At 62.3% G+C, this 14667-nt stretch carries 9 protein-coding genes and 1 rRNA gene; 2 read left to right on the top strand and 8 right to left on the bottom strand.

What is annotated here, in order from left to right:
* Positions 1 to 12 precede the first annotated feature (12 nt).
* On the bottom strand, positions 13 to 1530 hold the full coding sequence (locus QCBJ_RS29250; protein WP_015885874.1) for a CoA-acylating methylmalonate-semialdehyde dehydrogenase: 1518 nt from the start codon (positions 1528 to 1530) through the stop codon (positions 13 to 15).
* A 129-nt stretch (positions 1531 to 1659) separates the two neighbouring features.
* Between QCBJ_RS29250 and QCBJ_RS29245 the strand changes: the two genes are divergently transcribed.
* On the top strand, positions 1660 to 2607 hold the full coding sequence (locus QCBJ_RS29245; protein ID WP_064055211.1) for a LysR family transcriptional regulator: 948 nt from the start codon (positions 1660 to 1662) through the stop codon (positions 2605 to 2607).
* Positions 2565 to 2705, top strand: a complete 141-nt coding sequence (locus QCBJ_RS30895; protein ID WP_102062192.1) for a DUF3077 domain-containing protein — start codon at positions 2565 to 2567, stop codon at positions 2703 to 2705. Before QCBJ_RS29245 ends, QCBJ_RS30895 begins: the two co-directional genes overlap by 43 nt.
* Positions 2706 to 2848: 143 nt before the next feature.
* On the opposite strand, the gene QCBJ_RS29235 is transcribed toward QCBJ_RS30895, so the two are convergent.
* From QCBJ_RS29235 to rrf, 7 genes are all read right to left on the bottom strand, one after another.
* The gene (locus QCBJ_RS29235; protein WP_175538074.1) at positions 2849 to 3340 is read right to left on the bottom strand and encodes an OmpA family protein; all 492 of its coding nucleotides are present in this window, start codon (positions 3338 to 3340) and stop codon (positions 2849 to 2851) included.
* 4 nt (positions 3341 to 3344) lie between these two features.
* Positions 3345 to 4607: a diguanylate cyclase domain-containing protein gene (locus QCBJ_RS29230; protein WP_102062136.1), complete on the bottom strand. Its 1263-nt coding sequence runs from the start codon at positions 4605 to 4607 to the stop codon at positions 3345 to 3347.
* Entirely contained in the window at positions 4604 to 5176 is a 573-nt protein-coding gene (locus tag QCBJ_RS29225; RefSeq protein WP_093543411.1) for a YfiR family protein, read from the bottom strand. Before QCBJ_RS29225 ends, QCBJ_RS29230 begins: the two co-directional genes overlap by 4 nt.
* A 12-nt stretch (positions 5177 to 5188) precedes the next feature.
* Entirely contained in the window at positions 5189 to 7294 is a 2106-nt protein-coding gene (gene recD, locus QCBJ_RS29220; RefSeq protein WP_102062135.1) for an exodeoxyribonuclease V subunit alpha, read from the bottom strand.
* The gene (gene recB / locus QCBJ_RS29215; RefSeq protein WP_102062134.1) at positions 7291 to 10965 is read right to left on the bottom strand and encodes an exodeoxyribonuclease V subunit beta; all 3675 of its coding nucleotides are present in this window, start codon (positions 10963 to 10965) and stop codon (positions 7291 to 7293) included. The genes recD and recB overlap by 4 nt, the downstream gene beginning before the upstream one ends.
* Positions 10962 to 14411 carry an exodeoxyribonuclease V subunit gamma gene (gene recC / locus QCBJ_RS29210; RefSeq protein ID WP_102062133.1) on the bottom strand — a complete coding sequence of 1150 codons (3450 nt, stop codon included), beginning with the start codon at positions 14409 to 14411 and terminating at the stop codon, positions 10962 to 10964. Before recC ends, recB begins: the two co-directional genes overlap by 4 nt.
* Before the next feature lie 144 nt (positions 14412 to 14555).
* A 5S ribosomal RNA gene (gene rrf, locus QCBJ_RS29205) occupies positions 14556 to 14667 on the bottom strand; the annotation flags it as partial.

Genomic DNA, 14667 nt, shown 5'->3' with positions numbered 1-14667 from the left:
TCGTCTCCCGAATCAGCGCAGGTTGATGGTGGTGTTGACGCCATCATTGACCGTGTCGTCATCGAACCAGCGGCTGGTGACGGTTTTGGTCTGGGTGTAGAACTGCACCACTTGCTTGCCGTACGGGCCGAGGTCGCCGAGCTTGGAACCACGGGAACCGGTGAAACTGAAGAACGGCACCGGCACCGGGATCGGGATATTGATGCCGACCTGGCCGACATCGATTTCGCTCTGGAACTTACGCGCCGCCGCACCGCTCTGGGTGAACAGGCCAGTGCCGTTGCCGAACGGGTTGGCGTTGACCAGCGCGATGGCCTCATCGAGCGTCGCCACTTCCAGCACCACCAGCACTGGGCCGAAGATTTCCTGGGTGTAGATCTGCATGGAGGGGGTCACGCCCGAAAACAGGGTCGGGCCGACAAAGTTGCCTTGCTCGAAGCCCGGCACCTTGATGTCGCGGCCGTCCAGCTCCAGCTTGGCGCCTTCTTTCACGCCGCTTTCGATCAGTTCCAGGATACGTGCCTTGGCGCGCTTGGAAATCACCGGGCCCACATCCGTGCCCGCTTCGCTGCCCGCGTTGACCTTGAGCTTTTGCGCCAGGGCCTTGAGGTCTGGCAGCCATTGCTTGGACGCGCCCACCAGCACCACCACCGAGGTGGCCATGCAACGTTGGCCCGCCGCGCCGAAACCGGCGCCGACCAGGGCATTGAGGGTGTGTTCGCGGTTGGCATCCGGCAGCACCACCGCGTGGTTCTTGGCGCCCATCATCGATTGCACGCGCTTGCCGTGTTTGCCGGCCAGGTCATAGACGTGGGTGCCCACGGCGGTCGAGCCGACGAAGGACACGGCCTTGATGTCTTTGTGGGTGCACAGCGCATCCACCACGTCCTTGCCGCCGTGTACCACGTTGAGCACACCGGCCGGTACACCGGCTTCCAGCGCCAGCTCCACCAACAGCATGGTCGACAGCGGGTCCTGTTCGGACGGTTTGAGTACGAAGGTGTTACCGCAGGCAATCGCCATCGGGAACATCCACAGCGGAATCATCGCCGGGAAGTTGAACGGGGTGATACCGGCGCACACGCCGATGGGTTGGCGCAGCGTGTAGGTATCGACGCCACCGGCAACGTTTTCAGCGAATTCGCCCATTTGCAGGGTGCCGATGGAACAAGCGTGCTCCACCACTTCCAGGCCACGGAAAATATCGCCCTCGGCATCGGCAATGGTCTTGCCTTGCTCGTTGCTGAGCACCACGGCGATGCGCTTGGAATGTTCACGGATCAAGGCTTGCAGCTTAAGCATGATGCGCATGCGCGCGCCGATTGGCGTCAGCTTCCAGGTTTGGAAGGCGCGGTGGGCGGCGTCGATGGCGGCGTTGACTTCATCGGCGGTGGCGAACGGGACTTTGGCCAGCACCTCTTGGGTAGCCGGGTTGACGATGTCTTGCCACTCGGTGGTCTTGGACTCGACCCACTCGCCGTTGATCAGCAACTTGACCTGTTGCACGGAAATATCGGCAGATGCGTTCATGTGGTCTCCAATCTTATATTTATACAGAGACAAGGCGCGTAACCGCCTTGGGAAATGAGGCGTTCGGACTGTTTTTGGAGTATAGATGTGCAAATCTCTAATAAGAACGCACATAAAAGCCGGACCAATATGCAAAAAAACATCACGTCGCTGGGCTCCCTGAACTGGGATGACCTGAAGTTTTTCCTCGAAGTGGCCCGCACCCGCAAGGCCAGCGTGGCCGCCAAGCGCCTGGCGGTGGACTACACCACCGTGTCGCGGCGCATCAGTTCACTGGAAGTGTCCCTCGGCACCCTGCTGTTCGAAAAATCCCGGACCAACGGTTTCGTCCTCACTCCTGAAGGCCAGCGTTTGCTGGGCTACGCCGAGTCCATCGAAAGCACCCTGCACATGGCCTGCGAACAAGTCTCCGGCTCCGGCGTGGCGCTGTCCGGCCACGTGCGCATGGGCTGCACCGAAGGGTTCGGCAGCTTCTTCGTCACCCCGCAATTGAGCCACTTCGTCGATACCTACCCGGCCATCTCGGTGGACATCCTGCCCCTGCCCCACTTCATCAGCCTGTCCAAGCGCGAAGCCGACATCGTCATCGCCCTGGAACGGCCGGAACATGGACCCTATGTGTGCTGCAAATTGTGCGACTACAAACTGCAGCTGTACGCGACCCAGGAATACCTGGACCAACACCCGCCGATCCGCAAACCCACGGATTTGGCCGAGCATCCGTTTATCAGCTACGTGGATGATTTGGCGTTCAGTTCAGAGCTGCTGTACCTGGCGAACGTGGTGCCCGGCGCCAGCGCCAGCCTGCGCAGTACCAGCGTGATCGCGCAGTACGTGGCGGCGCAGCAGGGGCGGTCGATGGCGATATTGCCGTGTTTTTTGGCGGCACAGGATCCACGGTTGCTGCCAGTGCTGGGGGAGCAGATTGCGATTACACGGCAGTTCTGGATGTATTGCAGGGAGGATTTGCGGAAGTTGAAGCGGATTACGTTGTTGTGGGATTACATCCGCGAGGTCACTGAGCAGAACCAGGGATTGTTGATGGGGGAAACGCGGGAGATGCGGTTCGCGGATTAAAGGGCCAAGCACTACGACGCGAGCAATACCCATTGGCTGCGCATTATCTGCGTGAGATGAGCAAGGCGGCGGTTGATGACTTGACACCGAACCGTTAAGCCAACACCAATCAAAAGGTGGGAGGGGGCTTGCTCCCGATGGCGGTGTGACAGTCAGCTTATCGATCACTGACCCACTGCTATCGGGAACAAGCCCCCTCCCACCTTTTGATCGTATTTCAGATTGAAACGGGTGACGCCGCTCAGTCCGACATCACCACTATCGACACCCGTCGATTCTCCGTGCGCCCCGCCGCGGTGTCATTGGACGCCACCGGCTCGCTGCTGCCCAAGCCGCGCAGTTGGATGTTTTCTTCCTTCATGCCCACACTCATCAACACCGTCGCCACACTTTTAGCGCGGCGCAGGGACAGTTGCTGGTTGTAGGTTTCCTTGCCCGATGCGTCGGTGTGACCGTCGACGCGTACGCGTTCAATCCCCACGCCCAACAGGGCCTTGCCGATGCGCTGGACGATGTCGGTGCTGGGTTGGTTGAGCGCCTCGACATCGCTGCCAAACAGCACTTTGCCGGACAAGCCGAATGCCCAGCCGTCGTCGGTCAGTTCAAAGCCTTGCTGCTTGAGCACGGCGACTTGCGCCGGGGTCAGGCCTTTGGGTGGGGCCGTCTGGCAACCGCCGAGGGCGAGCAATGACACGAGCAGGGTGATAAACATGAAACGCGCGGTCGAGAACAAGGGATCAACTCCTGTGTTTAACGTTGACGACGGGGTTCTCCGACTCCGCCGTTTGCTGGCCGCCCGAGGACAAACGCTTGGCCTGGTACATCGCTGCGTCGGCAGCACTGAGTAAGGTGCCAGGGGTGGCGCCATGATCGGGGTAGATGGCGATGCCGATACTGAGAGAGGTCAATACCTGGGTGTTGCCGGGCACGGAGATCGGCAGGTCCATGCTGGCGATGATCTTGTCGGCGATGCGCTCGGCGTCTTCGACCTTGTGCAACGGCGCCAGCAGTATGGCGAACTCGTCGCCGCCCAGGCGCGCCACCAGGTCGTCTTCGCGCAATTGCGCGCGCACACGCTCGGCGACGGCCACGAGGACGGCATCACCGGCGGCGTGGCCAAAGCTGTCATTGATCTCTTTGAAGCGGTCGCTGTCGAGGTACAGCACTGCCACTTGTTCCTTGGCCTTGGCTGCGCTGCGCAGGGCGCGGATCAAACGGCCTTCGAAGAAGGCGCGGTTGGGCAGACCGGTGAGGCTGTCGTGGTTGGCCTGGTGGGCGAGGGATTCGTTTTCGCTTTGCAAGTGGCTTTGCCAGGCTTCCATCTCGCCGAGCAGGGCGTTGAAGTCACTGCCCAGGCTGTCGAGTTCGGCGATTTTTGCCGGCGGTACGCGGCGGTCGAAGTCGCGTTCGCTGCGGGCGGCGTGGGCCACGGCGGCGAGGCTTTGCAGCGGGCCGGTGATGCCGCGCAACAAGCGTCGCGCCAGGTGCAGGGCGATCCACGCGCTGAGGGCGGTGCAGATGAAGATCCCGGCCAGGCCGCTGAGCAGGAAGCGCAGCAGGCTACCGCCGTGGCCGATGAGATGGATGCTGCCGATGGTTCGCCCTTGGTGAAGGATCGGCTGGCTGATGGGTTGTTCGAGCAGCGTATGCGCCAGCTCCAGTTCCACACGCGAGAGCAGGCCGGTATCCGGGCGTATCCACTGCGCCAGCAACTTGCCATTGGCATCGAGGACTTCGGCCTGGGCCACCTCTTCGGTGGAGGCAATCAGGCTGAGGGCTTCGGTGGCTGCGGCGCTGTCGTTGAACACCACCGCCGCTTCCACGGTGTAGTTGATGGAGCGCGCGATCAGGTGCAGGTTGTGTTCGGCATACACCCGCAGCGCCAACACACCCAGCAGGGTCAGGGACACGCTGGCCAGGGTCACGGCCAACAGCGCGAGGATCAGATGCCCTCGGCCGATGACCGAGCGCAGCGTCGGTCGCACCTTGGCGCCGCTCATTGCGCGGGCGCCCGGCGACGGGACAGTTGCAAGACGCTGGGGTGAATGCGCACGCCACTGCGGGCCACGGAGTCCAGGTTAACTTCGAAGGACACCTGTTGATCCCCCACCCGCAAGCAGAACAGGCTGCCCACGGTGCACTGGTCGCCGCCTTCGCTGATGCTGAGCACTGGGTGGCCGATTAATGCGGCGAACAGTTGGCTGCGCTCATCCGCGGTGAGTTTGCCGATGTACACCGCATCGCACGCGGTGACGATATCGGGATGGTTGGCCAGCAGGCGCTGCACCACGACCGGACGGCCGGTGGCCTGGGTAGTGCCTTTGATCAGGTCGTCGGTGTACTGGGTCGGGCCGACGATACACAGGCGCAATTGCGCCGGCTCGACTGGCCAGCGGGCATAACTGAGGATGCCAAGCACCACTTGGGTGACCGCCTGGGCGCGCTGGTCTGCAAGGTCTGCGGGATCGGGCGCCTGGGCGAAGGCGTGCGGCGCGAGCACACACAGGATTGCCAGCAGCAGGCGTCTCCAGCTCAAACTTCGCTCTGTGGGCGAGACGGCCACGTTCATGCAGCGATACTCTCAGGTGTTTTCGGGGTGATGCCGCAACGATAGCACAGCGTCGGATATTTCTGACTCCTGACCCAACTCCAGCATCAACCCACTCAAGCGCTTGACCTTGCGCCGCACGGCCTCTTCAAACACGCCGCCCCGGGGTTCGATCAAGCTGAACCAGCGTTTGGCACGGGTGATGCCGGTGTAGATCAACTCTTTGGTGAGCACCGGGTTCAGCGCATCCGGCAGGATCAGCGCCGTGTGGGTGAACTCCGAGCCCTGGGATTTGTGCACGGTCATGGCGTACACGGTTTCCACATCATTCAGACGGCTGGGCAGCACAAAACGCACGCCGCCCTGGCCATCGTTACGTGGGAACGCTACGCGCAGCACTGGGGGGCCGCCGTCGCTTTCGGGCAGTTTCAGCGCGATGCCGATGTCACCGTTCATCAAGCCCAGGCCGTAATCGTTGCGGGTCATCAGCACCGGGCGCCCTTCGTACCATTGCTCGTCGCCTTCGATCAGGCGCACCTTGCGCAGGGCGGCGGTGATGCGCAGGTTGAGGCCTTCAACGCCCCAAGGGCCCTTGCGTACCGCGCAGAGCAGTTGGAAAGCATCGAAGGCTTGCAGCAGTTGTTGCGCCCAGTGGGTCCAGGCGGTGTCTTCGCGCGGGGTGTCGGCGGATGGCCGGGCGCTTTGCAACAGATTGAGGTAATAGCGATAGCCCTCGGCACCGTCACCCTGTCCGTCCAGTACCAGACGCTCCAGGGCGTAATCGTGTTCGCCTTTGAGGCTGACGCAAAACAGATCATCGTGACTACGCGCCGCCAGCAGCTTGCGAGCTTCTTCAGCGTTTTGCTGGTTGACCCAGCGCGCCAGTTGGCCGATGCCACTGCCTTCGCCGAAACGGCGTGAGTAACGCAGCATCACCACTTGCTGGGCCAGGGGATGGGTACCGTCGAGGTCTTCCTGCAAGCCACTGGCACTGAGGTCTTCGCCACTGACGGCTTGCAACCATTGGCGGGTCTCGGCGCTGTAGAAGCCGGCTTCGGCATCACGGCACAAATCACCGAGTACGGCGCCCGCTTCTACCGACGCCAGTTGATCCTTGTCGCCCAGTAATACCAGGCGAGCATGGGGTGGCAAGGCGTCGAGCAGGTTGGCCATCATTTCCAGGTCGATCATCGAGGCTTCATCCACGACCAACACATCCAGGGGCAACGGGTTACCGATGTGATGACGGAAATGCCGCGTGCCTGGGCGACTGCCCAGTAGCCGGTGGACGGTGGTGACCTGGGTCGGGATTTTTTCCTTCACGTTGTCCGGCACTTTCAGCGACAGCACTTGCTGGCTGATGGACTCGGTGAGGCGTGCGGCAGCCTTGCCGGTGGGCGCGGCCAGGCGAATGCGCAACGGGCTGCCGCTTTCGACAGCCGGCGCCTGTAACAGCGCGAGCAGGCGCACCACGGTGGTGGTCTTGCCGGTGCCGGGGCCACCGGTGACGATGCTGAATGCACCGCGAGTGGCCAGGGCGCAGGCGAGCTTTTGCCAGTCGATCACGCCGTCGGGCGGCGGTTGGTCGAACAGGCTGTCCAGGCGCTGCGGCAAATCGGCGGCGACACGTTCCTGGGTGGCGAGCCGCAGGCGCAAGGCGGTGTCGATGCGCCGCTCGTAGGTCCAGTAGCGGCGCAGGTACAGGCGTTTGCCAGACAGCACCAAGGGGCGACTTTGGGCGGATTCGCTGCCATCGACTGCCAACGCGACCAAGTGGCTGGCAGCCAGCGCATGGCACCAGTGGGCGCCGTCCAGGCCTTCCAGCAACTGCGACGGCAGCAGCATGGCACCGGTTTGCAGGTCGCCTTCAGGCGGCAAAGACAGGGCAAAGTCCGGTGCCTTGAGGGTTTCGAACAGGTCGAGGCAGACGTGCCCATGGCCCAATTGATGGCTGGTCAGCGCGGCGGCCAGCAATACCAGCGGGTCAGCGTGCGGGTCAAGCTCGTGCAGGAAGCCGACGAAGGCTTTGTCCAGGGCGCGCAACCAACCGCGATCGACCCAACGCTCCAGCAGTTGCACCAGGTCGGCGGCGCGACTGAGCGGCATCAACGCCTCCAGCGGTAACGGCGACAGGCTCATAACAGCACTCCTTGTTCCCAGGCGGGCTCAACCTTGGGCGGGAGGGTCTTGCCCTGGAACAGCAGGTCCAGGCCTTCGATCAGGTCCCGTGGCGGTCGGGTGAAATACGCACCCTGGCTCGCGGACCGGGTCCCGCGCAGGAACAGATACAGCGCACCGCCGACATGGCGGTCGTAGTCGTAGTCCGGCAGGCGCGCCTTGAGTTGGCGGTGCAGGGCCAGCAGGTAAAGCACGTATTGCAGGTCGTACCGATGTTCGAGGATCGACTGTTCCATGGCGTCCTGGGTGTAGGCCGAATCGTCGGGGCCGAGCCAGTTGGATTTGTAATCCGCTACGTAATAGCGGCCGTCATGTTCAAAGGTCAAGTCGATAAAGCCCTTGAACATACCGTTGAGCAGCACGGGTTCGGCGGCAACGCGGGACACGCCGCTGTGGGTGTACTGGCACACCAGTTTGTCGAGGGCGAGTACGTCGACTTTGTGGCTGGCGAACCAGAACTCCATTTCGATCTGGTACTGCTGCAAACCGTTGAGGGAAACGTGACCGTTATCCACCGGCAATGGCGTTTGCAACAGGTGGCCGAGCCAACCGCTGAGGGTGATGATCCAGCCTTCCCAGTTACGACGATTGCAGCGGGCGCCCACGGCCTTTTCGATGGCCTCGGGTGTGACGTTGAAGCCCTCCTCCCCTGCCCACTCCAGCAGACCGTGAAGGAAAGTCCCTGGGTTAGGACCGCGAGGGAAACGGTGGATGTCGCCGCCGGACGCCGCCACTTCGCGGGGGGCATCGGGGTCGAGGCGCTCGTCATCGAACAGCTTCTGGGCCTGGGGGCTTTCCGGCGCTTCGAGCGTGGCGGCACTCATGCTGTCGCCGATACGCAAGGCGCTGTAGGAGGCAATCCACCAGTTTTCCGAGGCCTTGCGCTTGGGCAACAAGGGCGCCCGCAGTGTGGCTTCGTTGCGGGGTGGGTGGAAGACGATGGGTTGCGCTTCGGGCACCTGGGCATAGTCGATGGCAGGGCAACCTGCTTGCAGGTCCAACAGCCAGCGCGCCAGACCGGCAGACTCCCCCAGCGAAGCACCAGCGCCGAGCAGATAGCCCAACGCCGACAGGTGCAACACGGAGCTATTGCTGTTGCCACGCTTGAGGTCAGCGATGCCCAGCCAGCATGCATGCTTGGCGCGGGTCAGGGCGACATACAACAAGCGCAGGTCTTCGGCCAGGCGCTCATTGTCGGCCTGGGCGATCAACTCGGGCGTAGGGCGCAGGCTGACGTGGGATTTGCCGTGTTCATCGTGGTAGTGCAGCGGCAAGCGGCTGCCGTCGACCGGTTTGGCCGAGCAGATGAAAGGCAGGAAAACCAGGTCGTACTCCAGGCCTTTCGACTTGTGGATCGTCACCACCTTGACCAGTTGCTCATCACTTTCCAGGCGCAGGATTTGTTCTTCACCCGCCTGGCCGGAGAGTGCCAGGTGTTCCGCCAGGTGTCGGATCAGTGCCTGTTCGCCGTCCAGTTCCGAGGCTGCCTGTTGCAGCAATTCGCTGAGGTGCAGCAGGTTGGTCAGCACCCGTTCGCCATCACTGCGTGCAATCAGGGTTTGCGGCAGTTTGAAGTCGTGCAGCAGGCGGCGCAGCATCGGCAGCACGCCTTGGGTCCGCCAGATCGCGCGGTAGCCACGGAACTGCATGACACGGCTTTCCCACGCAAGCTCATCCTGGTTCAGACGCTCCAGTTCCGGCAACGACAGGTTCAGCGTGACGCAGGCCAAGGCGGCGCGCAGCGGGCGCTCGACATCCGGCTCGGCGCAGGCCTTGAGCCAGGCGAGCAGGTCGTGGGCTTCCTGGGCGGCGAAGACTGAGTCCTTATCGGAGAGGTAGACGCTGCGTACGCCACGGGCTGCCAGTTCGGTGCGCACGGCTTGGGCTTCCTTACCGTCGCGAACGAGAATGGCGATGTCTGACGGAAGCACACCGGTGAAGCTCACGTCCGGCCGTAGGAAACCGGCGGTACCTTGCTGCCCGCCGTTGAGCAATTCAACAATGTGCGTGGCACAGGCGGCCGCCAATTGCTGACGATAAACCGCATTGGACACTGGCTGGTCGGTAGGTAAGTGCCAGAGGTTCATGGCCGGCAGCGTTTGCCCATTAACCTGCAATTGTTCCTTGCGACCCTGGGACAGCACCGAGTGGAAAGGCACCGGGTTTTCACCGTTGGGCTCGCGGAACAGGAACGCACCGCGACCTGTCTCTGCACGCTGGAATACGTGATTTACCGCCTCGACCATCGCATGGCTGGAGCGGAAGTTGGTGCCCAATGTGTGGTGGCGACCGGTAGTGGATTGTCGGGCGCGCAGGTAGGTGTAGATGTCGGCGCCACGGAAGGCGTAGATCGCTTGCTTGGGATCGCCGATCAGGAACAGCCCGCTGTCGAGGTGGTTTTCTTCGATGCGGTAGATGCTGTCGAAGATGCTGTATTGCACCGGGTCGGTGTCCTGGAATTCATCGATCAAGGCCACCGGAAACTGCTCGCGGATCACACTGGCCAAGCGTTCACCGCCGTCGGCTTGCAGGGCGGCGTTGAGGCGGATGAGCATGTCGTCGAAACCCATCTCGGCGCGGCGACGTTTTTCGTCCTCGAAGCGTTTGCCCACCCAGCCGGCGGCGTGTTGCAACACGGCGGCGTCGGGGGTCGGCAGCGCATCAAGGGCGGCCTTGAGGCCGGCCATGGCGTCGATACCGGGATGCTGCGGCGGCTCGCCCTTCCAGGCTTCGGCCATACCGTCGGGCGTGAGGCGGGTGAAACCGGTACCGATGTCCAGTTGCTCAAGGGTTTCGTCAGCGGCCCAGGCGCTGATCTTTTCGAACCAGGGCTCGAAGTAACGGGCTTGCATCTTGCGGCCGTCGACGGTTTTTGCGGCCACGGCTTGCAGGCAGATATCGCGCAGTTCGGCGGCCCATTGTTGCCAGGGGGCCTTGAGCGTTTGCAGTGCTTCGCGGCGTTCCTGCAGGCACGCGTTGATCAGCTCGGCGGGCTCGCGGGTTTCACCCGTCGGCCGTTCGCTGCCAAATAGCGCACGTACTCGCGGCATTAACGCGGCGGGGCCGCCCCAGTTGCTGCGCACCCAGTTGAGAGCGTCGTCGTGCATCGGGTAGCAGAACAGCCGCCAGTAATCGCGCAACACTTCGCCGAGCAGGTCGCTGTGGTCGGTTTCCAGGGTCTGGGTGAACAGGCTGCCGCTGTCGAAGGCATGTTCGCGCAGCATGCGCTGGCACCAACTGTGGATCGTCGAGACGGCGGCTTCATCCATCCACTGGGCGGCAATGTCCAGTCGGTTGGCGCAGGCAGGCCATTGTTCGGGTGGGTACTCGGCGCGCAGATCGGCGATCAGGGCATCGGGCTGTTCGATTTCTTCGCGAAAAAAGCGTGCGGCTTCGGCCAGGCGAATGCGGATGCGTTCGCGCAGCTCCTTGGTGGCGGCGTCGGTGAAGGTCACCACTAGGATTTGCGGCGGCAGCAATTCACGGCCGAAGCCTGCTTCGTCGCCACCGTGGCCGAGGACCAGGCGCAGGTAGAGGGCGGAGATAGTGAACGTCTTGCCGGTACCCGCGCTGGCTTCGATCAGCTGGCTGCCTTTGAGCGGGAAGGCCAGGGCCAAGGGTTTACGGGTCATGCGCCGTCCTCGCCGGAGAGTGATCGCCATGGTGCGTTGAGCAAGGGGCGATACAGGGTTTCGCACCAACCTTCGAACTCTTCGCTGGCGATCAGTGTGGCGTAGTCGGGGAATTGCCGGGTGAGCGCCGGGGTTTCGCGACGCTCGCCATCGTTGGTCAGGCCATCGCCTTCGTAGGTTTTACTGGCGGCGGCTTCGGCCTTGACTGGGTCGGTTTGGCTGAGCCACGCGAAGGCGGTTTTCACGGCAACGGGTAGCGGTTTGCTCATTCCGGTATGCCCGGCCAGCAGCAGGTTGCAGAGGATTTCCCGGGCATTGGATGTATCCAGTGGTGGCAGGAGCAGGGTGTCGTCGCTGGCCACCAAGCCAGTGCTTAACGGCAAGCCGCAGGCGCAGGCAACCACGTGATTGACCCAGGGGCGAATCAGGCGATGCCACTTGCGGGTCTTGATCGAGCCGATGCTGTTGGGAATGGTGGTGACGCTGAGCAGCCCGCCATCACTGCGGCGATGCAATCCGCTGATCCAGCCTTCCAACTGAACGCCATGATGCTCAAAACTGACGGGTTCGGCGCCGGGGTGCGGGGTGGGCCAAAGGGCCAGTAATTGCTGGTAGCGGCGCAGCAGGTCGGGCAAGGGCTCGATCAGTTCGTTACGCAGGCATTCGCCAAAACCGACCATCGGCAACAGGCCACTGCCTTGCAGACGCAGGGCTTGGGCATTCAGCGCCTGGTCGAGGTGATCGGGTTGGGTGAGTGCAGCGCTGAGCAGGCTGTCGCTCAGGCTGTAGCGTTGCAGTGCGTCGAGAACGAAGGGCTCTTCGTCGGCCAGCGGGACTTCGGCGGCCTCGAAGAATACTTTCAGGCGTTGGCTGAAGAAGTGTTTGACCGGGTTACGCAGGAAGTCTTGGAGCTGGCCGAGGCTCAGGGGCTCTTCCTGTTGGTGAGGAGCCAGGTCGTGTTCGGTTGGGAGGGCATCGGACGTTTCGTGGAGCAACTGCCATTCGCGCGCGTAGCTGAACAGCGCATCGCCCTCATGGAAATAGCGGGCGCTGAACGGTTGCAGCGGATGCTCTTGTGTCATGGCATCGATCAGTGGCTCGTCGCTGTTTGCGTGGTGCCAGCCACTGGCGAGATGGTCACGCAGTTGACCGATCAGTACCGAGGCAGGGCGATCACTGTTGTCACGGATGCTACGGCCGACCCAACTGATGTACAGCTGGTCCCGGGCTGAAAGCAGGGCTTCGAGCAGCAGGTAGCGGTCGTCTTCACGGCGTGAGCGGTCGCCGGGGCGGTAGTCACTGCCCATCAGGTCGAAGTCCAGCGGTGGTTGCGCACGTGGGTAATCACCGTCGTTCATGCCGAGCAGGCAGACGAGCTTGAAGGGGATCGCACGCATGGGCATCAGGGTACAGAAATTGACAGCTCCGGCGAGGAAGCGCTGGGACAGGCGGCCTTGGTCGAGGCCGGCCAGCCAGGCTTCACGGACTACAGTGAGGGGTAACTCGTCCTGCAGACCTACGGACTCGCAGGTTTCCAGCCAGGTTTCTCTGAGTTGTTCGAGTTGGCCCAGCAGGTAATCGTCGTGTTCGCTGCTGGGCAGGAAGAACAGTTGCATCAGGCGTTGCAGACGCTCACCCCACACCCTCGGAGGTGCGGGTTGGGACAGGGCTTGGTGGGCGTCGTTGAGTGCGTCGAGCAAGGCGACCAATGGGCCGATCAGCGCGGCGTCCAGACCACCTATTTCGTCGTAGGGCTCGATGCCGTCACACGCGGCGCCGGTGCCTACGGCGTAACCGAGCAGCATACGGCGCAGGCCGAAACGCCAGCTGTTTTGCTCCAGCTCCGTTGGCAGGCCTAGGCCGGCACGTTGTTCGGCGTTAAGCCCCCAGCGGATGCCGGCACCTTCTATCCAGCGGTGCAATGTGGGCAGGTCGCGTTCCTTGATGGCAAAGCGTTCGCGTAGGGCCGGAACATCAAGCAGGTCGAGAATCTCGCTGACGGGGAAGCGGCTGTCGGGGAGTTTCAGCAGGTGTTCGACGGCGATGAGCAGTGGGTCGCGGCCACGTTGGCCCTGGTCGGTCAGGGTGAACGGGATGAAGCGCGGGTCATTGCGCTCGAGCTGGCCGAACACGGCGCGGATGTGCGGCGCGTAACTATCGACGTCGGGAACCATGACGATGATGTCCCGGGGGCGCAGCGCGGGGTCCGCACTGAAGCGTTGGAGCAGTTGATCGTGGAGGATTTCCACTTCGCGTTGGGCGCTGTGGGCGATGTGGAAGCGGATTGAGGTGTCGCGGTCCAGGTCGACGGCAGGCCAAAGCTCGCGGGTTTCGTTGAGTGGGCGCAGTTCGAGGATGTCGTCCTGGAGCTGGTTGAGCAGTGTGGTGGGCTCGCTGTCGCTGAACAGGTCGATACGACCATCGCGGAAGGCAGCGCGGTAGCTGTTGGGGTCGTCGTAGCTGTCCAGCAGGCTGATGTAGTCGCGGCCCTGTTTGCCCCAGGCAGCCAGCAGCGGGTGGGCATGCTGGTGCAGGGTTTGTGGGTCGATGGTGACCGGCATGCCACTCTTACGCGCTTGGCGTTTGTATTCGTTACGCAGCAGGTCTTTGTCGGCGACGATGTCTGACCAATGGTGGCGACAGGGGTTGTGCACGCAGAGTAAAACTTGGCTGAATCGTGCGAGACCGGCGAGGGCTTCGAGTGCCTGCGCAGGTAACGAGGAGATGCCAAAAACGATGACTCGGGATGGAAGGCCTGGGGGCGCGTGCTTGAGCGTGTTTATGCGCTCAATAAAGCGCTGGTGAACGCCTGCACGACTTTCGGCCATGCCTTCTTCACCTACATCCAACAGCAGCGCACGCCACAGCTCGGCTTGCCAGCAGTTAGCGAGGTTGAGGGGTTTGGACTCGCCTCGGCCATTGCGCAGTTGGTGACGGCCAGCAGCCCAGTCTTCCAGCCAATCGGCACGGTAAACTTGGTATTGGTCGAACAAATCAGCCAGGCGCTCGGCGAGTTGATAGCGTTTTCGCAAATCAGTGTCGTGGGTGAGGAAACGCTGTAGCGGTTCGAAGTGCGGCTGATCGATAAGCTCCGGGAGCAGGCGCATCAGGCGCCAGGTCAGTGGGGCTTTATCGAGCAGGGACTTGGGGGGGATTTCGTCACGGCCCAGGACCATGCGGTACAGCTGCCACATGAAGCTGCCGGGCAGTTGCACGTCGATTGCTGCGGCGATTCCACAACCGCCCATATCATCATCTTCAGGATCTTCAGCCAAAGCCAGCTTGAGCCACTGGGCGATGCCGTTGCTTTGCACCAAGGCGATTTCGTTTTCCAGGGGAGCCAGTGGGTAGCGGCGCATCCAACTGACCACCAGGCTGCGCAGTTCGTCCAGGCGGTTGCCGTGAACCACCATGAATCCAGCACTGAGGGACGTCGCGTCCGGCATAACGGCTTCCTTGGGAAAAGCAAAAATCGAAGGTGCGACTTTAGCACTGTGGGCAGTTATTGGCGGAATTGGCATGTGTTAGACATTTTCGACCGCCCAAAACAAAACCCCATCTGCTTTCGCAAATGGGGTTTCGGAATTTAATCTTGACGATGACCTACTCTCACATGGGGAAACCCCACACTACCATCGGCGATGCATCGTTTCACTTCTGAGTTCGGGATGGGATCAGGTGGTTCCAATGCTCTATGGTCGT

Source organism: Pseudomonas sp. QC2, assembly GCF_002859085.1.
Taxonomy (GTDB): Bacteria; Pseudomonadota; Gammaproteobacteria; order Pseudomonadales; family Pseudomonadaceae; genus Aquipseudomonas; species Aquipseudomonas petroselini.
This window is presented reverse-complemented; position numbering and strand designations above follow the sequence as displayed.

What these genes read in the sequence shown, in the direction of transcription:
- recC (WP_102062133.1), bottom strand. Translation starts at nt 14,411, where the DNA reads ATGCCGGACGCGACGTCCCTCAGTGCTGGATTCATGGTGGTTCACGGC.
- recB (WP_102062134.1), bottom strand. Translation starts at nt 10,965, where the DNA reads ATGACCCGTAAACCCTTGGCCCTGGCCTTCCCGCTCAAAGGCAGCCAG.
- QCBJ_RS29245 (WP_064055211.1), top strand. Translation starts at nt 1,660, where the DNA reads ATGCAAAAAAACATCACGTCGCTGGGCTCCCTGAACTGGGATGACCTG.
- QCBJ_RS29250 (WP_015885874.1), bottom strand. Translation starts at nt 1,530, where the DNA reads ATGAACGCATCTGCCGATATTTCCGTGCAACAGGTCAAGTTGCTGATC.
- QCBJ_RS29225 (WP_093543411.1), bottom strand. Translation starts at nt 5,176, where the DNA reads ATGAACGTGGCCGTCTCGCCCACAGAGCGAAGTTTGAGCTGGAGACGC.
- QCBJ_RS29230 (WP_102062136.1), bottom strand. Translation starts at nt 4,607, where the DNA reads ATGAGCGGCGCCAAGGTGCGACCGACGCTGCGCTCGGTCATCGGCCGA.
- recD (WP_102062135.1), bottom strand. Translation starts at nt 7,294, where the DNA reads ATGAGCCTGTCGCCGTTACCGCTGGAGGCGTTGATGCCGCTCAGTCGC.